This window comes from Porticoccaceae bacterium LTM1, from assembly GCA_030252795.1.
GTDB lineage: Bacteria > Pseudomonadota > Gammaproteobacteria > Pseudomonadales > Porticoccaceae > SCSIO-12696.
In genome coordinates this window covers 1,969,515-1,985,565 of sequence record CP127080.1, presented here as the reverse complement: position 1 = coordinate 1,985,565, position 16,051 = coordinate 1,969,515, and the positions used below count along the sequence as shown (strand labels likewise).

At 50.2% G+C, this 16,051-nt stretch carries 10 protein-coding genes and 1 tRNA gene; 9 read left to right on the top strand and 2 right to left on the bottom strand.

Features of this window, described 5'->3' with window-relative positions; genetic code table 11:
- The first annotated feature begins 435 nt into the window (after positions 1 to 435).
- The 4 genes from QP938_08645 to QP938_08630 all read left to right on the top strand — a co-directional run bounded on the left by QP938_08645 (position 436) and on the right by QP938_08630 (position 6,556).
- Positions 436 to 2,355: a DEAD/DEAH box helicase family protein gene (locus QP938_08645; GenBank protein ID WIO73368.1), complete on the top strand. Its 1,920-nt coding sequence runs from the start codon at positions 436 to 438 to the stop codon at positions 2,353 to 2,355.
- Between the two features lie 23 nt (positions 2,356 to 2,378).
- On the top strand, positions 2,379 to 2,912 hold the full coding sequence (locus tag QP938_08640) for an HNH endonuclease signature motif containing protein (GenBank protein WIO73367.1): 534 nt from the start codon (positions 2,379 to 2,381) through the stop codon (positions 2,910 to 2,912).
- Between the two features lie 435 nt (positions 2,913 to 3,347).
- Positions 3,348 to 4,097, top strand: coding sequence for a hypothetical protein (locus QP938_08635; GenBank protein WIO73366.1), 750 nt, complete (start codon positions 3,348 to 3,350; stop codon positions 4,095 to 4,097).
- Positions 4,094 to 6,556 (top strand): hypothetical protein, encoded by a 2,463-nt coding sequence (locus QP938_08630; protein WIO73365.1) that lies wholly within the window; start codon positions 4,094 to 4,096, stop codon positions 6,554 to 6,556. The genes QP938_08635 and QP938_08630 overlap by 4 nt, the downstream gene beginning before the upstream one ends.
- A gap of 112 nt (positions 6,557 to 6,668) precedes the next feature.
- On the opposite strand, the gene QP938_08625 is transcribed toward QP938_08630, so the two are convergent.
- Positions 6,669 to 7,412: a hypothetical protein gene (locus QP938_08625; protein WIO73364.1), complete on the bottom strand. Its 744-nt coding sequence runs from the start codon at positions 7,410 to 7,412 to the stop codon at positions 6,669 to 6,671.
- A 265-nt stretch (positions 7,413 to 7,677) separates the two neighbouring features.
- Here QP938_08625 and QP938_08620 point away from each other — a divergent pair.
- The 3 genes from QP938_08620 (at position 7,678) to QP938_08610 (ending at position 10,221) form a co-directional block, all read left to right on the top strand.
- Positions 7,678 to 7,753 (top strand) — tRNA-Lys (locus tag QP938_08620).
- A gap of 472 nt (positions 7,754 to 8,225) precedes the next feature.
- Positions 8,226 to 9,293: a quinolinate synthase NadA gene (gene nadA, locus QP938_08615; GenBank protein WIO73363.1), complete on the top strand. Its 1,068-nt coding sequence runs from the start codon at positions 8,226 to 8,228 to the stop codon at positions 9,291 to 9,293.
- Between the two features lie 106 nt (positions 9,294 to 9,399).
- Complete coding sequence (locus QP938_08610; GenBank protein ID WIO73362.1) at positions 9,400 to 10,221, top strand: polyphosphate kinase; 822 nt, start codon at positions 9,400 to 9,402, stop codon at positions 10,219 to 10,221.
- 64 nt (positions 10,222 to 10,285) lie between these two features.
- On the opposite strand, the gene QP938_08605 is transcribed toward QP938_08610, so the two are convergent.
- The gene (locus QP938_08605) at positions 10,286 to 11,740 is read right to left on the bottom strand and encodes a M48 family metalloprotease (protein WIO73361.1); all 1,455 of its coding nucleotides are present in this window, start codon (positions 11,738 to 11,740) and stop codon (positions 10,286 to 10,288) included.
- Positions 11,741 to 11,915: 175 nt separating this feature from the next.
- On the opposite strand from QP938_08605, the gene QP938_08600 reads away from it, so the two are divergent.
- Both QP938_08600 and aceE read left to right on the top strand, forming a co-directional pair.
- Positions 11,916 to 12,986 carry an AI-2E family transporter gene (locus tag QP938_08600; protein WIO73360.1) on the top strand — a complete coding sequence of 357 codons (1,071 nt, stop codon included), beginning with the start codon at positions 11,916 to 11,918 and terminating at the stop codon, positions 12,984 to 12,986.
- A gap of 409 nt (positions 12,987 to 13,395) precedes the next feature.
- Positions 13,396 to 16,044, top strand: a complete 2,649-nt coding sequence (gene aceE / locus QP938_08595) for a pyruvate dehydrogenase (acetyl-transferring), homodimeric type (GenBank protein WIO75645.1) — start codon at positions 13,396 to 13,398, stop codon at positions 16,042 to 16,044.
- The last annotated feature ends 7 nt before the right edge of the window (positions 16,045 to 16,051 follow it).

Below are 16,051 nucleotides of genomic sequence, written 5' to 3'. Positions count from 1 at the left end.
GAAGAGTACCGTTGGTTTCCTCGCGCTAGACCCATGCTCACTCCGTTCGAGAGGACCATACACCCCCCATAGCTAGTCTTTCGACTGACCGGGAGGTTACCTACGGCTGACCTACAGGCCTGAGACCATCTACTGCTATCTACTTTTATTGTCTTAACTTTCATAAGAAGACCATAGGAATACTGCCTGACCAAACTGTAGTGGTGTTTACAAAGGGGCTGGCAGTCCTGCTATGGCTGACTCTCCAGAATAATTATCTTCGATAATTGATAGGGGTAGGTGTTAACACCTACAGGTCAGCTACAACCACTCCACGTTACAGTCATTTTTACCAGTAGTACCTCTGGTATTTATGACTCTCATCAACACCTTCGAACTTACATTTCTTAACCAACACAAGGAGACTTTATGTCTACATGCCCACAGGGTAGCCGTTTGGCTGCCTGTAAGATTGACCCTCAGTTACTCAGGCAGGCATTCACTGAGGTCAGAGGAAAACAGGTTTTGCTACAGAAGAGAGAATCAATCGCTATCAACGACCAAGTAGCAGACGCTATCTATCGGGCATCAATGATGGCTATGGATGATGTCTTTGAGGGGCGACATCACTCAGCTTTCAAGTATGTCACTGCTCCTACAGGAACAGGTAAGTCTACTAGTTCAGTAGCCTTCGCTGTCGCTGCCCGTGGCTGTAGTCCCAAGTTTACCTGTGCCTTTGTGGTTGAGACTATTCGTCAGTGCGACGAGATATACCGGGAGCTGACTCGTCTGCTTCCACCTGAGTCTGTTGAGGATGTGGTGGTCTGGTCTGGAGGTCATGACCGTAAGGCTGACCCCGAGAAAGTCAGAGATGAACACGGCATAACACCCGCTGCTCAATTTCATGCTGTGGACCTGAAGTCTGCTCCAATCATTGTCTGCACACATAAGAAGTGGCTCGGTGAGATGGAGAGGGATGTTGATAATGGAGTTCGGTACTGCAATGGATTGTCTCGGAGCTTGCTGTTCATTGATGAGCATCCAGACATCGTGGAGCTTATCCCTAAGACTCCAAGCGACATTTCAAAGCTGAAAGACACTATTTCTCGCTTAGACCCTGAGCATGAGTGGCTTCCGTTGCTCACAGGTATTTACTGTCGGATGGATAGTGTTTTTGATTCGCCCGGTAGTGACTACGTGGCTATCGACCTGGTCAAACTTGAAGAAGCTCAGAAACTCACTGACGACCACATACGAAAGTTCTTTGATGTTCACGGACAAGGTATTCAGTCTTTGGAGTCAGCAATGGAGACGCTGAAGTTTATCCAGGCATGTGCTGAGGGGTATGTCTTTTTCTCTAGGAAAACTCCGCGTACCTTCGTAGCCTATTCTCCCAGGTTTAAACACTCAGCAGGCTACGTGCTGTTGGATGCCACAGCAGACGTGACAGGTATGGTCGCACTGATGCCGGGAATGGAGGAGATACCTGTACCGAAGGTTGATTACTCTAACTTGTCGATACGACATATCAATCCTCCGAGTCGATTCCAAAGCATCCGCGAGGTAACGGGAAAGCTAGCGAGAGCAAAGGAGTATTGCGCCTGGATGAAGCGCGTCGTTTTGGATTCCACCATTGCTGGCGAGAAGGCTCTTTTGGTCGTCCATAAGAAACTTGTTGAGGACTACGGGATATTTCCGCTCAGTGCGGAGGAAGATAACACTCAGGATTGGGAAGGACGAAGCATCAATATTATTACTTGGGGTATGGGAATTGGGAGTAACAAATACAGAGAATGTGGTCATGTATTCCTGTTTGGGGAGTTCTTCAAGCCACGCTCTGCGACACTAGGGACAACTCTCGGTACTACTCAATGTAGGGCGGCTGATGGGAATTTGAAGGAGGAGGCTCACGGTCGAGAGCTGAAGGGAGACTATCGGATTATCCGAGAAGGGGACCTACTGCGTTGGACTGCTCAGTTAGCTGCCAGAGGTCGTGTCCGTAACATTGATGCTAATGGTCGTTGCGGTCAGATGACGCTACATACCTCAATGGATTACCACAGGCTGCTCAGTAACCTCAGCCGGTTATTTCCTGGTGCAGAAACTCCAGTAGCCGCTGATTACTCCGAAGCTGGAGACAATAAGAAACCACAGGAGAGACTGATAGAACTTCTGGTCTCGGAGGATACCCCTGCCGTCCTGTCTTCCGTTGAAGTCGAAGCACTAACGGGATTGCGAAGTGGCCTTCTTAAATCAAAGTTGAGGACAGAAAAAGTCTCCGTCTTTGTACAAAGCTACTGCTGGTCAGTAGTACCTGCTGAGGCCATCGGTAAAACTGGTAGGGCTAACTATTTAGTTCGCAACTGTGCCGCTTAACAACAATAAACAGAGGAGAATCTATGAGTAATACAGAAGTGGATTTATCAAACCTGCCTTCATCAAGAGCTGAAGCAAAAGTCGTAGGCTCAAAACACTACTTCACCGGAAAAGAATGTAAGCGAGGCCATATAGCCCGCCGCATTACTTCTAATAAAGCTTGTTCAAGCTGCCATCTTATCAACTACAGAAATACCGTGGAGCGTGTTCCAGAAAGAGCGAAGAAGTATAGAGTCATGGCAGTTGAAGCCAATGCTAGGAACAAAGCAAGGAAGCTCAATCTTCTGCCAGATGATTACGACAAGGCTATTTGTCGTTCACATTATGATTTGGCGAGGGCGCTTGCAGAACTAACTGGTGAACCCTGGGAGGTAGACCATTGGATTCCTCATTCACTCGGAGGTCTCCACCATCAGGATAATCTCGTCGTGATGCCGAAGCGGTTAAACAGGGAAAAGACCGACCTCCCACCAGAGATATTCTTGCTTCAACAGATTGCCAATGACGTCACCAAAGCAATTGCCTACGGTAAACGCCAAGGCGAATCTCTCACCTAATCCGGCAGTCATGCAGCCAGAACTCCACCCGGAGTAACCAGCGTTTACCTTTCGGATATAACGCTATCACCCCCAACCAAAACTAACCAAAAGGAAACCACATGGTTGAAAACCAATGCGGCGATTCGTCGCGCCCTGAAGAAATCACACTTGAGGGGACCATCTGCTACGAGGTGCTGACCAAGAGTCAGCTAAAAGCCCTCTTCAGAGCAGACCGCCTAGAGCGTCAATGCGCTCTTGCATTCGGAGACAGCTTCTATTTGGGCAGGCCCTGTAGGAAAGAAGGTCACGGCAGAAGGCGTAAAGCCAGTACAGGTGACTGTGTCGTGTGCTGTCAGGAGTACAACAGAAAGTATCGTAATAAAAAAAGAGATGAACTGTGCGAACTGCGACGGAAAGTTGCTCTTTTAGATTCAAAAGAAGGAAATAATTGTAATGAGTAAAGCTTTAAAGAAAGTCTTAAGTCCTCTCAGGAAAGTCAGAAAGGTTTTCAAAAAAATCATTTCTCCCGTTAAAAAGCTGATGAAGAAGAAGTGGTTCAAACTTGTCCTCATGGCTGCTGCGGTCTACTTCACAGCAGGTGCCGCCATGGGGGCCTTTGGTGCTGGAGGAACCGCAGCAGCGGGAACGGCAGGGGCGACCACTACTACAGTGGGAGCAACCTCAGCAGCCGGTGCAGGAGCTTCTGGTATCTCCGTAGGTATTGGAGGGGCAGGGACAATAACTAGCACCGGGACACTTGCTGGTGTAACTGGTGGCTCCGCTGGAGGTGTTACAGGAGGGCTACTCAGTAAAGTTGCCGCTTGGACGACATCAAATCAGTTATTGGCTTCGACCGCATTAACAACAGGTGGAAATATGTTGAGTAGTTATGCCGAAGCGAAAGACCAAGAAGAGAAGGAGAAAAAGTGGGATGAAGAATTAACCAAGCGTAATTCAACGAAACTTGATGTTTACGATAGGACCAAACAGAGTGCTGAGGAGTCAGGGTATTACGGCCCGTCAGCAGCAGGTAAGGACAGTAGTGGACGGAGTGAATATCGTCCGTTGTTAGCAACGGTGGCAGAGAGAACGCAGAATATCGACGCTCGACCTCCACACTTCTATGATTCTTCGACCAACCACTGGAAACCCGTAGAGCATCCACTGAACCAGAGAGCTGAAAATACAGGGATGATTGAATGAAGTACTCCCGCGAACAGTTAATTGGTGCAATGAGGAATGCCCATGAAGCAGGTGACAAGCAGGCTGTTGTAGCCATAGGCCGTCAATTAGATAAGGTGGAAGCAAATAGTGAGCAGCAGGGTGTAGCTCAGAAATTTCCAGCTGTTGATATTGAATATCTAAAACGAATGGCGGTCCGCGCCCATAACGCGGGAGACACTGAGGCGGCACGTCAGCTTTACAAACAGGTTAAACAGCAGGAGGCCGAACAACAGCAGCAATCCCCGGCTGTTGATATGCAAAGGCTCTACGATGCCTTGCGGAATGCTCACGCTGCGGGTGACACCGCAGCAGCTACCCGTTTAGCTCAGTACATCCGTGAGCAGACCGGAAAGCAGGAAGAGTACGAACAATTAAAAGCCCAGCAGCAAACCTACGACGCCCGACAAACCGTTATTGATGACATGGGGACCGGCGAACGGTTCCTCGTCGGTATCGGTAAGGGTATGACTGATATTGGTCGAGGCGCTCAGGACCTCTGGTATCGCATGACGGGAGACGATGACGCTCTCTCTGAGTTGAACAAGCGGTCCGCTGATGAAGACGCCATCTTTAACCAGTTGTCGGACCAGTCGTTCGCTGCGAGTGCCGGTGAGGTAACCGGAGAGATTGCCGCTACGTTACCGCTGGGCATGGGGGTGGGTGGTGCTGTCGGTCGGCTTGGGGTTGCTGCATCTAATGGCAGTCGTGTAGCTCAGGTAGGCTCTCGTCTAACATCAACACCGCTTCGATATGCTGCAACCGAGGGTGCAATAGTCGAAGGTGTGACTCAGCGGGGCGACCTTGGAGACCGTCTTGGTGCTGCTGCTCAAGGGGCTGTCTTTGGAGCTGCCGGTCAGAAGGTCGTTGATACCGTGGGTGCTGGCATCCGACGCTTTACCAAGCGAGCAGACGCTGAAGACCTTCGAAGTGGTTATGCTGCTGAGGATGAGCTTGCAGCTTCTCGTATGTCCGAGGCTAATGAGTACGGTGGTTATTCTCTGGATAGCGCCGACGCTTACGCTCGCCATAGCGGACTTGCACAAAAGCAGGACCTCATTAGAGGGAGTGATGAAGCAGGGATGAAGCTACGGCAGTTTCAGGCTCAGCAGGAAGCGGACATCTTCACGAAAGCAGAGGGACTGGCGGCTGACACTGGTGGTAATTATCAAACCAAAACGGAAACGGCTGAGGCGTTTGCTGAACGGCTGCTGGCTGAACGGGATGGCGACTACAGATCCGTCAATGAAGCCTATGAATCCTGGAGGAGTTCTGGGGGTGATGATGTTGAGTTGGATACGCGCCAACTACAAGACACTGTTCTCAATCAGTTAGACAAGGCTCCAGAGGCTTTTAAGCTGGCAAAAGGGGAGGTGAAAGAGGTCTTAGTTAAATATGGCATCCTGCCCGACCCGAAGGCCAGAGTCTCCACGACCATTGGCGCTGATGGACTTGCACGAAAGGTTACACCACAAGACTCCTCAAAGAGACTGACGGTTCGTAATGCTGAAAGTGCAATCCAGGAGCTAAACGCTCTGTGGAATCGTAATGCGTCGGACGGTCAGAACCGGATGATTACTCAGGTTAAAAAGACTCTGGATTTCTTCGTGGACTCTGAGCTTCAACGGTTGGACATCGGGACAGACTCAGCAGTAACCGCAGGTCGTCAAGCAAGAGAAGCGAAGCGGTCATTCCATGAAAAGTGGGATACCGGAGATGTCTTCGACAAGCTGACCTCAAAGCGGAAAGGGTCTGACGAATATCGAATGAAACCCTTGGAGGCAGTTGCCTACCTCACTCGACCTCAAAACGTAGAGACGCTTGAGAAGGTCCGCCGTAAGTTGGCTTTCGGTTCACCTGAAGATGCTCGAGTGTGGGCCAATATCAAACAGGCTCCTTTGTTGGAGGCCCTGGAAGCCGCCTCTAAGCAAACCTCTAGGATTGCTGAAGGTGGACAGCAGCTATTCGACACAGCCGCTTTTTCTCGGACTATCAACCGGCTCAGCCCTGAAGTACAGGAGAATCTGTGGGGCAAGGAGGGTGCTGCTGAAATCCAAAAGGCGATTAAAGCATGGTCGCTCAGGGGTAAACGGGTATCTCTGCGAGGGAATGACAATCCTTCAGGAACCGCTGAAGCAGCACTGAGACTCTTTCTTCGGTATGGCCTGGGAACCGCTAAAGGAATCGCTGCGGTTGCCCCGGTAACAGCTTCGGTTGTGAAGCACATGGATGAGCGGAAGGCTTTAGGGGAGGTTGACCGGCTGATTGACGGAAAGCAGACCAAAGCCGCTTTGACTGAGCAGCAGGAGGCTATTAGTCGTGAGCTGAAGGAACTCTATAAGGGGACCGATATGGCCCGTTTGGGGTCCGTTTTGGACTACCTGTGGCGTGGGCTATTTAGAGAAACAGGGATGGCTGTGAGTGATGCGGTGACTCGCTAAGGCTTACGTGGTGGGCTTTTTACTGGTTGGGGTCTTCGGGCCTCAATCAGTTTTTTTGGTTGGAGTTACCCCGTGGCAAATAAATGTAGTTGAAAGTGTGAGCCCGGTATATTCAATTATTCACTAGGTATTCATACCATTTTTCAGCGAGTTTCTTAGCAAATATCTCGGCTTCAGTTATTGTCATGGGGTTATCTGGCTTTTTGTTATTAGCCACAGCGTGTCGAGCTTCCAGGTGAAAGACTTCGGGATGATTTACTGATTGTAGAAACCGCCTCAGGTTTCTTCTGGAAGTCAGCTCATTCAAATTGCCGCGCATATGTTTCATCATAATCTCCACCGCGTGAAACAGATTTAGCGGAGTCGGCTTCATGTTTAAGTATTCCATGACCTTTAGGGATACTGGGTGTTTTTGGGCAGCTCTTAATCGAGTAGCTGACACTGAATAGGCTTTTTGAAACTCTCTTTCACTTTCGGCGGCTTCTAACCTTGCTATTTCCTCAGGTGAAGCGGATGTATGCACAGTTATTTTCCCAGCGGCAGAGATGTTGAAGGTGGCATTACCGCTTAATTCAGCAAATACATGCTCTCCAACCTTTTCCCCGAATTCATTGAATTCAATAACTGAACCCACTTCGACCTCTAGAGTCTGGATGCTTGTTTTCTGAATTAAGGAAATTTTCTCTTTAACAACATCACGTAAGTCATTCGAGGAGCATTCTTGCAAAGTCTTAGGAGACTCTATCAGCAGGTTGTCTTTGTCACCCTTAATTACATTGAGTCCAAAGTCCTTTAGGAGGTCGGTCAGTAACCTCTCATCCCCACTTACAAGCTCAATTTCTACAGCAAAAGTCATGTATTCCCCCTCGTAAGGTTTGTTGTATTCGAGTGTTCAGTATCAAAGCTAAAAAATCAATGTATGCAAATCGTTAGACAAGGGTTGCCAAGAGTAATTCGCATATGTATAGTGCGCGCCTCTAGACCAATTGGGTCCCTGCATAAGTGTCCGAAAAGTGTCCTCTTGGGCATCAAAAAGGGACACTTGGAGGGAAAAACCGAAAGGCTACTAAGTCGCTTGGTCTTCGATAAACCCTTGATTTTTAAAAGGTTTATCTCGCAGAGGGTCGTTAGCTCAGTTGGTAGAGCAGTTGGCTTTTAACCAATTGGTCATAGGTTCGAATCCTATACGACCCACCATATACGCAAAAAGGCCGCTCAAACGAGCGGCCTTTTTGCGTATATGGTGGGTCGTATAGTAGATGAGAATCTACCAGGTTCGACAAAATGCGACAGCATTTTGAGACGAGCCGCGTAGCGGCGAAGCCCCGCAGGGGTGGTTGCGGCCCTTAGGGCGCAAGCATTAATCCTATACGACTCACCAATACAAAAAGGTTGCCCTACGGACGGCGCGAGTCAATCCTGTGGTCAATTACGAAGTTCGGCAGGGGTGATTGTGACACTAATGGCGCTTGATTCTGCCATTGCTAGTCTGGAATAGGCCAGCCCTCATAATACCCACAAATCGGGCCAACCTATTCCAGACTAGCAATGGCTGGCTGAGGAATTATATATTTGGCTTTCTCTTTACAGTGACTACTCACCTTGCAACCAAACCCCAGCCACTTCAATGTGGTAAAATCGAGCCGTAAATTCATCAAAAGCAGTCGTCATGAGCCAATCCGAAAAATTGAAAGTCGCCGAACATACCGAACATCGCGCTGTTGTTCAGGAATATCTTGAGCACCTGCATGATGGCCCCAAGTACACCCCGGAAGAGGAGGCTGTGTACAAGGAGCGCATCAAGGAGCTGTTGAAAGAGAAGGATGCAGTTATCGTCGCGCACTACTACACCGATCCGGTGATTCAGGCGCTGGCGGAAGAGACGGGTGGTATTGTCTCCGACTCACTGGAAATGGCGCGTTTTGGCAGTCAGCACCCGGCGTCGACCCTGATCGTTGCCGGGGTGAAGTTTATGGGTGAAACCGCGAAGATCCTGACTCCGGAGAAGCGGGTACTGATGCCGACCCTGGAGGCAACCTGTTCACTGGATATCGGTTGCCCCGCGGATGAATTTGCCGAGTTTTGTGATCAGCACCCGGACCGCACTGTTGTTGTGTATGCCAATACTTCAGCGGCGGTAAAAGCTCGGGCAGACTGGGTAGTAACCTCCAGTATTGCTCTCGATGTGATTGACTATCTGGACAGCGAAGGGGAAAAAATTCTCTGGGCACCGGACAAGCATCTGGGCAGCTATGTTCAGAAGAAAACCGGTGCTGACATGCTGTTGTGGGACGGCAGTTGTATCGTCCACGAAGAGTTCAAGGCCAAAGGCCTGCTGGACCTGAAAAAGATCTACCCGGAAGCGGCTATTCTGGTTCACCCGGAATCCCCGGATAATGTGGTCCAGATTGCCGACGCCGTAGGCTCCACCTCCCAGCTTATTGCCGCAGCCAAAAACCTGCCAAATAAGCAGTGCATCGTTGCCACGGATGAAGGCATCTTTTACAAGATGCAACAGGAGGCACCTGATAAAGAACTGATTATTGCTCCTACTGCAGGTCATGGTGCTACTTGCCGCAGTTGCGCAAACTGTCCGTGGATGGGAATGAATCACCTGAAAAACATGATGGATGCCCTGGAGAATGGCACTAACGAAGTGTTCGTGGATGCTGAGCTGGGTAAACGCGCGATGCAGCCACTGGAGAGAATGCTCGATTTTAAAAATCGCAATCTCTGATTGATTCAATAATCATCGTTAGTAATAAAGGGTCTGCCATTGTGCAGGCCCTTATTCGTTTTAGGGCACTATAATTTTTAGCAGTAAATAAAATTAGGTCTGTCCAATGCATAAACCTGACAAAATTGAATTGCTGAATCCGCCGCTGCAGTTAGATTCTGTGAACCTGAATACTCGATTCGAAGGCAGTGAAGAAGAATTTCATCAGGCACTGCTTGCCGAACAGAAAACAATGCTCAATGTGCAGCAAGCCTTCTATCGTCAAAAGCGTCGCGCAGTAATTATTTTTGAGGGGTGGGATGCCAGCGGTAAAGGTGGTTCAATCCGGCGCTTGACCGAGAGGCTTGATCCAAGGGGGCATCAGGTTCACCCAATCGGCCCGCCCTCGGGATTGGAGCAGGGCATTCATTATCTTTATCGCTTTTTTAATCGTTTACCGAATCCGGGGATGATCGCCATCTTTGATCGATCCTGGTATGGACGGGTTCTGGTGGAAAGGGTGGAAGGACTCACTGGTAAGCACGAGTGGCAGCGTGCCTATCAGGAGATCAATGAGTTTGAACGGCTGTTGATGGATGATGGGGTCAGGATCGTAAAGTTATTTCTTCATATTGATCGAGATACCCAGATTGAGCGTTTTAAAGAGCGGCTCAATAACCCGGCCAAGCAATGGAAATTCAGTGAGGCTGATATTCGTAATCACCTCAATTGGAAAGAGTACGAGGTAGCTATCAACGACATGCTGGGATTAACTGGCACCAAGCGAGCACCCTGGCACCTGATACCGGCAAATCACAAATGGTATGCATGGATTGAGGTAATCAAAGTGATTAATCAGGTCTTGAGCGAAGGGGTGGATATCGAGCCGCCGCCTCTGGATAAGGAGCTCATCAGGTTGGCTTCGAATAAACTGGGAATCCAGATTTAGGATCGACAGGCATAAAAAAGGCAGTTGAAATATTCAACTGCCTTTTTGTTTGCACGAGCAGGTCTTAAAGCTTCTCGATCTGTTCTTCCAGTTCGGCAAGTTCAATCATCCGTTGACGAATAATAGAAGTTTGCTTGAAGTCGTGCTGGGTCAGCTTAAGGGCCTGATCAAGATGGTCGCGGGCCATGCTAAACGCTCCAACCAGGATAAAGTACTCAGCTCGGGCTGTATGCACCCCGGCAATGTTACCGGCTAGTCCACGCACTTCGGCCAGTTCATACCAGACGTATGGATCAGTAGGGCGTTGACGGGATACCGCAGTTAATACCTTGTCTGAGTCACCGTAGCGCTTGGCTTTCAAAAAGGTTTCTGCCAGGGCCATTTGCAATGGGTAGTCATTGGGGTGGAACAGCAGTTTCTGGTGATTGAGCTGTTCGGCAAGTTCGAAATTACCTTTTGCTCGTTCCAGCTCAATCTCGGCAAGGGAGTAGTAAAGGTGGTTGGACTGCTTTTTCAGCACTGCCAACTCTTTTTCGGCTTCACTGTATTGGCCGGCTTGCATCAGGGCAATCATCAAACCGTAACGAGCGGCTTCTTCTGAGATTGAATGTCCATCTAACTCACTGCGGAAGAAGATAATGCTCTTTTGCGGGTTTTTATCCATATGAAGGCGGATGCGAGCTTTATTCAGGTGGTAATCGATATTGTCGCTGTAAGACTTTACCGGGTATTTCTCAAGGCGGTTGCGCGCATCAGCAACTCGTTTTTCAGTTAAGGGGTGGGTGCGCAGGAATTCAGGCAGGCGTGAGCCACTGAAGCGTCCTGCACGCAGCATACGTTCAAACATCGCGGGTGCTGCAGCGGGATCCATACCGGCTTTATAAAGGGTTTCAATACCAATGCGATCTGCTTCCTGCTCATTCTGGCGGCTATAGCGTAATTGCTGATCCATAGCCAATGCCTGGGAGGCAGTCAGTGCTGCAATACCGGCATCACCGTCAGCGGTAGCGGCCAAAACCAGGCCTGCCAGCAATCCGGCCATGGTGGTAATGGTGGATTTTTTCTGTTCAGCCATGCGTCTGGCAAAGTGCCGTTGGCTGAGGTGAGCCAGCTCGTGGGCAAATACCGAGGCAATCTGGTGCTCATTTTCAGCGTGGCCGAAAAGTCCGGTATGTACACCGACAACCCCACCAGGGACTGCAAAGGCATTCATGGTGGGGTTATCTACCATGGTGATTTCAAGGCGTTTGTCGTTCAGCTCACTGTAGCGGGCGATGTGATTTATCAGGTTTTCCACATACTGCTGAACGATTGGGTCAAAGTATTCCTTGGTCTGGCTGCGAAAGGCCTTTAACCAGGTTCGGCCCAGCACATACTCCTTCTCGGGAGAGACAATTCCGGAAGTGGAGTCGCTCAGCTCTGGCAGTTTAATGTCGTCAGCGGAACTTGATAGGGGAATAAGTGACAAGGCCCCGATCAGAGATGCTGCCAGTAGGTGTTTGAGGGTGAATAATTTCACGAAGCCGGTGTCCTTCATGTCAGAGTTATCAGTTATTTGACAAGAAACTATCTTAAAAATGCCCAGTTAGCTACTCTTGATACTGGTTGATGAGTGGTTATCAGTATTACTCAAATCGACCATGAGTTCGACAACGACAGTAACCAACTGTTCAAGTAATAACAGAGACAATTTCATGAAGCAGGTGTTTGATAACTGGATTAATCGCTATTTTGGCGACAAGGAAGCTGTGCTACTGGCCTTAATGCTGATTGCTGCGCTGGTTATGGTGCTCACAATGGGGCAGGTATTGGCGCCATTGGTGACGGCAATCATTATTGCTTTTTTGTTGCAGGGAGCGGTTGACGGACTTCACCGATTTCATATTCCACGGTTAATTTCGGTTGTTACCGTTTTTACCTTTTTTATCGGCCTGCTGATGGCAGTGCTGTTCTTTCTGGTCCCGCTGGTTATCAGGCAGGGTACCAATCTGCTGGGTGAGGTACCGGGCATGGTGACTCAGTGGCAAACGGCTCTGCAGGCGCTGCCGGAAAAGTACCCCCAGTTGATCTCTGAACAGCAAATTTCAACTTTCATGAATTATGCGTCGGCGCAAATTGCTCACGGCGCAGAAGACCTGTTGAAGTCCTCGCTGGGCAAGGTTCCAAATCTTATGGCGGTGGTTGTTTACCTGGTGATGGTTCCACTGATGGTGTTCTTCCTTTTAAAGGATCGCGATCAATTGCACCGAATGGTTGGTGAGATGTTGCCGGAACAGCGACCGGTTATGCGTCGTATCTGGGCAGAAATGAACGATCAGATTTCCAACTATGTTCGAGGCAAAACAACGGAGATCGTTATTGTCGGTGTGGTCACCTATGTTGCCTTTTTAATACTGGGGGTGAATTACGCGGCGTTGCTGGGGTTGATGGTCGGACTTTCTGTTGTGATCCCGTATATTGGTGCCGCCCTGGTAACGGTGCCAGTAGCGATGGTGGCCTACTTCCAGTGGGGGTGGGGAGGCGAGTTCTTTATGTTGATGGGCGTCTACACGCTGATTCAGCTGCTGGACGGTAATGTACTGGTGCCGCTGTTGTTTTCAGAGGCGGTCAATTTACACCCGGTTGCCATTATCCTGGCAGTGCTGGTTTTTGGCAGTTTTTGGGGTTTCTGGGGGGTGTTCTTTGCCATTCCGCTGGCAACTTTGGTCAAGGCTGTTTACAACGCATGGCCACGAACTGATCGACAGGAAGAGGCCAAGAGCTAGAACCTGTCATCCTGAGAGTAGCGAAGGATTTTAAGCGGCCGCAAACCGGCATAAGAGATCCCTTGCTGTGCCCAAGATGAAGAATTGCAGGCTTTGTTATAATGTAACAAAAGTTGGTGACCTCAAGGTCAAATTTCACAAATGTAGCTAAATTAATTTTTGCATCCAAGGGGTTGAGATTTAAAAATAACATAAAAAACAATTGCTTATAGTTGATTTCGGGGTCTTGAAGAAAGCGCCGTTTACTGGACGTTACAATGTAATTTTTGTAAAATCCGGGCGTTTTGTAATATGACTACAGGCGCTTTCCCATCAGGGGGCGCCTGTGCTTTATCGGTCAGGTGGAATTTTTGATTGCCGAATGGCGCATTTACCTACCGAAGCCAACGACCCAAAGGTGGACTATAAGATGCAGAATGATATTGATCCCATCGAAACCCAGGAATGGCTGGAGTCCCTCGAATCTGTCATCAAAAATGAAGGGGAAGAGCGCGCGGCATTTCTTATCCAGCAATTAATGGATCGCGCCAACGATACCGGTGTTCAAATGCCGGAAGCGATAACTACACCTTTCCGCAACACTATTCCTGTTACCAAAGAAAAGCGCATGCCCGGTGATCTGTTTATGGAGCGCAAACTGCGTTCCATGATTCGCTGGAATGCGTTGGCTATGGTAATGCGCGCCAACCAGCGCGAAGAGGGTATCGGTGGTCACATCGCTTCCTTTGCATCTTCCGCCACGCTTTATGATGTGGGCTTTAACTACTTCTTCCGCGGTCGCGACAGCGGACATCTGGACGACCTGATTTTCTTCCAGGGCCACATCTCTCCGGGTATTTACGCGCGTTCCTACCTGGAAGGCCGTCTGAGCGAAGACCAGATGGACAACTTCCGTTCGGAAGTAGACGGCAAAGGCCTGTCTTCCTACCCACACCCCTGGTTGATGCCGGACTACTGGCAGTTCCCGACCGTTTCCATGGGCCTTGGCCCTCTGCAGGCAATTTACCAGGCGCATATCATGCGCTACCTGTCAGCTCGTGGCCTTGTTGAGCGCGGTGATCGTCAGGTGTGGGCGTTCCTGGGTGACGGTGAGTGTGACGAACCGGAAACCCTGGGTGCAATTTCCCTGGCTGGCCGCGAGAAGCTGGAAAACCTGACCTTTGTAATCAACTGTAACCTGCAGCGTCTGGATGGACCGGTACGTGGTAACGGCAAAATCATTCAGGAACTGGAAGGCGTATTCCGCGGTGCTGGCTGGAACGTCATCAAGGTTATCTGGGGCCGCCACTGGGATGCCCTGTTGGAAAAAGACAAAACCGGTCTGTTGCAGAAGCGCATGGACGAGGTGTGTGACGGCGAGCTGCAGAACTACAAGTTCAACGGCGGCGCCTACACTCGTAAGCACTTCTTCGGCAAATACCCGGAGCTGCTGGAGCTGGTTAAAGACCTCTCCGACCAGGACATCATGAACCTGAACCGCGGCGGCCACGACCCGTACAAAGTGTATGCGGCTTACGCTGAAGCGGCGGCTCACAAAGGCCAGCCGACTGTTATCCTGGCGATGACTGTAAAAGGTTACGGTATGGGTGAAGCGGGCGAATCTGCCAACGTAACTCACTCTGTTAAGAAGCTGGATATCGAGAGCCTGAAGAAATTCCGCGACAAGTTCGCGATTCCGGTAACCGACGAACAGCTGCCGAATCTGCCTTACTACCGTCCACCGGAAGACAGCGCCGAGATGGCTTACCTGCGCAAGCGCCGCGAAGAGCTGGGTGGCCCGGTACCGGCCCGTCAGTCGGATTTTGAAGCACTGAAAGCGCCTTCACTGGAAGCCTTCAGTAAGCAGCTGGAAAGCACCGGCGACCGCGAAATCTCTTCCACGATGGCGTTTGTACGTATCCTGTCCAACCTTGTAAAAGACAAGGAAGTGGGCAAGCGCATTGTGCCGATCGTTCCGGACGAAGCCCGTACTTTTGGTATGGAAGGCATGTTCCGCCAGATGGGTATTTACTCCTCCAGCGGCCAGAAATACGTTCCGCACGATCGTGACCAGATCATGTACTACAAGGAAGACAAAAAAGGTCAGATCCTTGAAGAGGGCATCAACGAAGCGGGTGCAATGGCGGCCTGGACTGCGCTGGCTACCGCTTACAGCAACTACGACTGCCCGATGGTACCGTTCTACGTGTACTACTCCATGTTCGGCTTCCAGCGCATCGGCGACCTCGCCTGGGCGGCAGGTGACTCACAGGCGCGCGGCTTCCTGATTGGTGCCACTGCCGGTCGTACCACCCTGAACGGTGAAGGTTTGCAGCACCAGGATGGTCACAGCCACATACTGGCTAACACCATTCCGAACTGCCGCACCTACGACCCGGCGTTCAGCTTCGAGCTGGCGGTAATCATTCAGGATGGCCTGAAGAAGATGTACGAAGACAAGGAAAACTGCTTCTACTACATCACCACCATGAACGAAAACTACGTTCACCCGGCCATGCCGAAAGGTGCCGAAGAGGGCATTATCAAAGGTGCTTACCTGTTGCAGGAAGGCGGCAAAGGCAAGCTGAAGGTTCAGTTGATGGGTGGCGGTACCATCCTCAACGAGGTGCGCGAAGCGGCTACCATCCTGAAGCAGAAATACAAAGTCGACTCCGATATCTGGAGCCTGACCAGCGTTAACGAACTGACCCGCGAAGGTCAGGCTTGTGACCGCTGGAACATGCTGCACCCGGAAGACGAAGCCAAGGTTCCGTACATCACTCAGCAGCTGGCTGGCCGCAAAGGTCCGGTTATTGCCGCTACCGATTACATGAAGAACTACACCGAGCAGCTGCGTCCGTACATTCCGGGCACTTACAAGGTGCTGGGTACCGACGGCTTTGGTCGCAGTGACAGCCGTGAGGCGCTGCGTCGCTTCTTCGAAGTGGACCGCAACTACGTTGTTGTGGCTGCACTGAAGTCCCTGGCGGACGAGAAGAAGATCGAAGCTTCTGTGGTGAGCAAAGCAATTAAAGATCTGGGCATCGACCCGGAAAAAGCCAACCCACTCTACTGCTAAGTAGTGT

Excerpts from the sequence above, each read along its gene's own strand:
- QP938_08625 (WIO73364.1), bottom strand. The coding sequence starts at position 7,412 with ATGACTTTTGCTGTAGAAATTGAGCTTGTAAGTGGGGATGAGAGGTTA.
- nadA (WIO73363.1), top strand. The coding sequence starts at position 8,226 with ATGAGCCAATCCGAAAAATTGAAAGTCGCCGAACATACCGAACATCGC.
- QP938_08610 (WIO73362.1), top strand. The coding sequence starts at position 9,400 with ATGCATAAACCTGACAAAATTGAATTGCTGAATCCGCCGCTGCAGTTA.
- aceE (WIO75645.1), top strand. The coding sequence starts at position 13,396 with ATGCAGAATGATATTGATCCCATCGAAACCCAGGAATGGCTGGAGTCC.
- QP938_08630 (WIO73365.1), top strand. The coding sequence starts at position 4,094 with ATGAAGTACTCCCGCGAACAGTTAATTGGTGCAATGAGGAATGCCCAT.
- QP938_08635 (WIO73366.1), top strand. The coding sequence starts at position 3,348 with ATGAGTAAAGCTTTAAAGAAAGTCTTAAGTCCTCTCAGGAAAGTCAGA.
- QP938_08600 (WIO73360.1), top strand. The coding sequence starts at position 11,916 with ATGAAGCAGGTGTTTGATAACTGGATTAATCGCTATTTTGGCGACAAG.
- QP938_08640 (WIO73367.1), top strand. The coding sequence starts at position 2,379 with ATGAGTAATACAGAAGTGGATTTATCAAACCTGCCTTCATCAAGAGCT.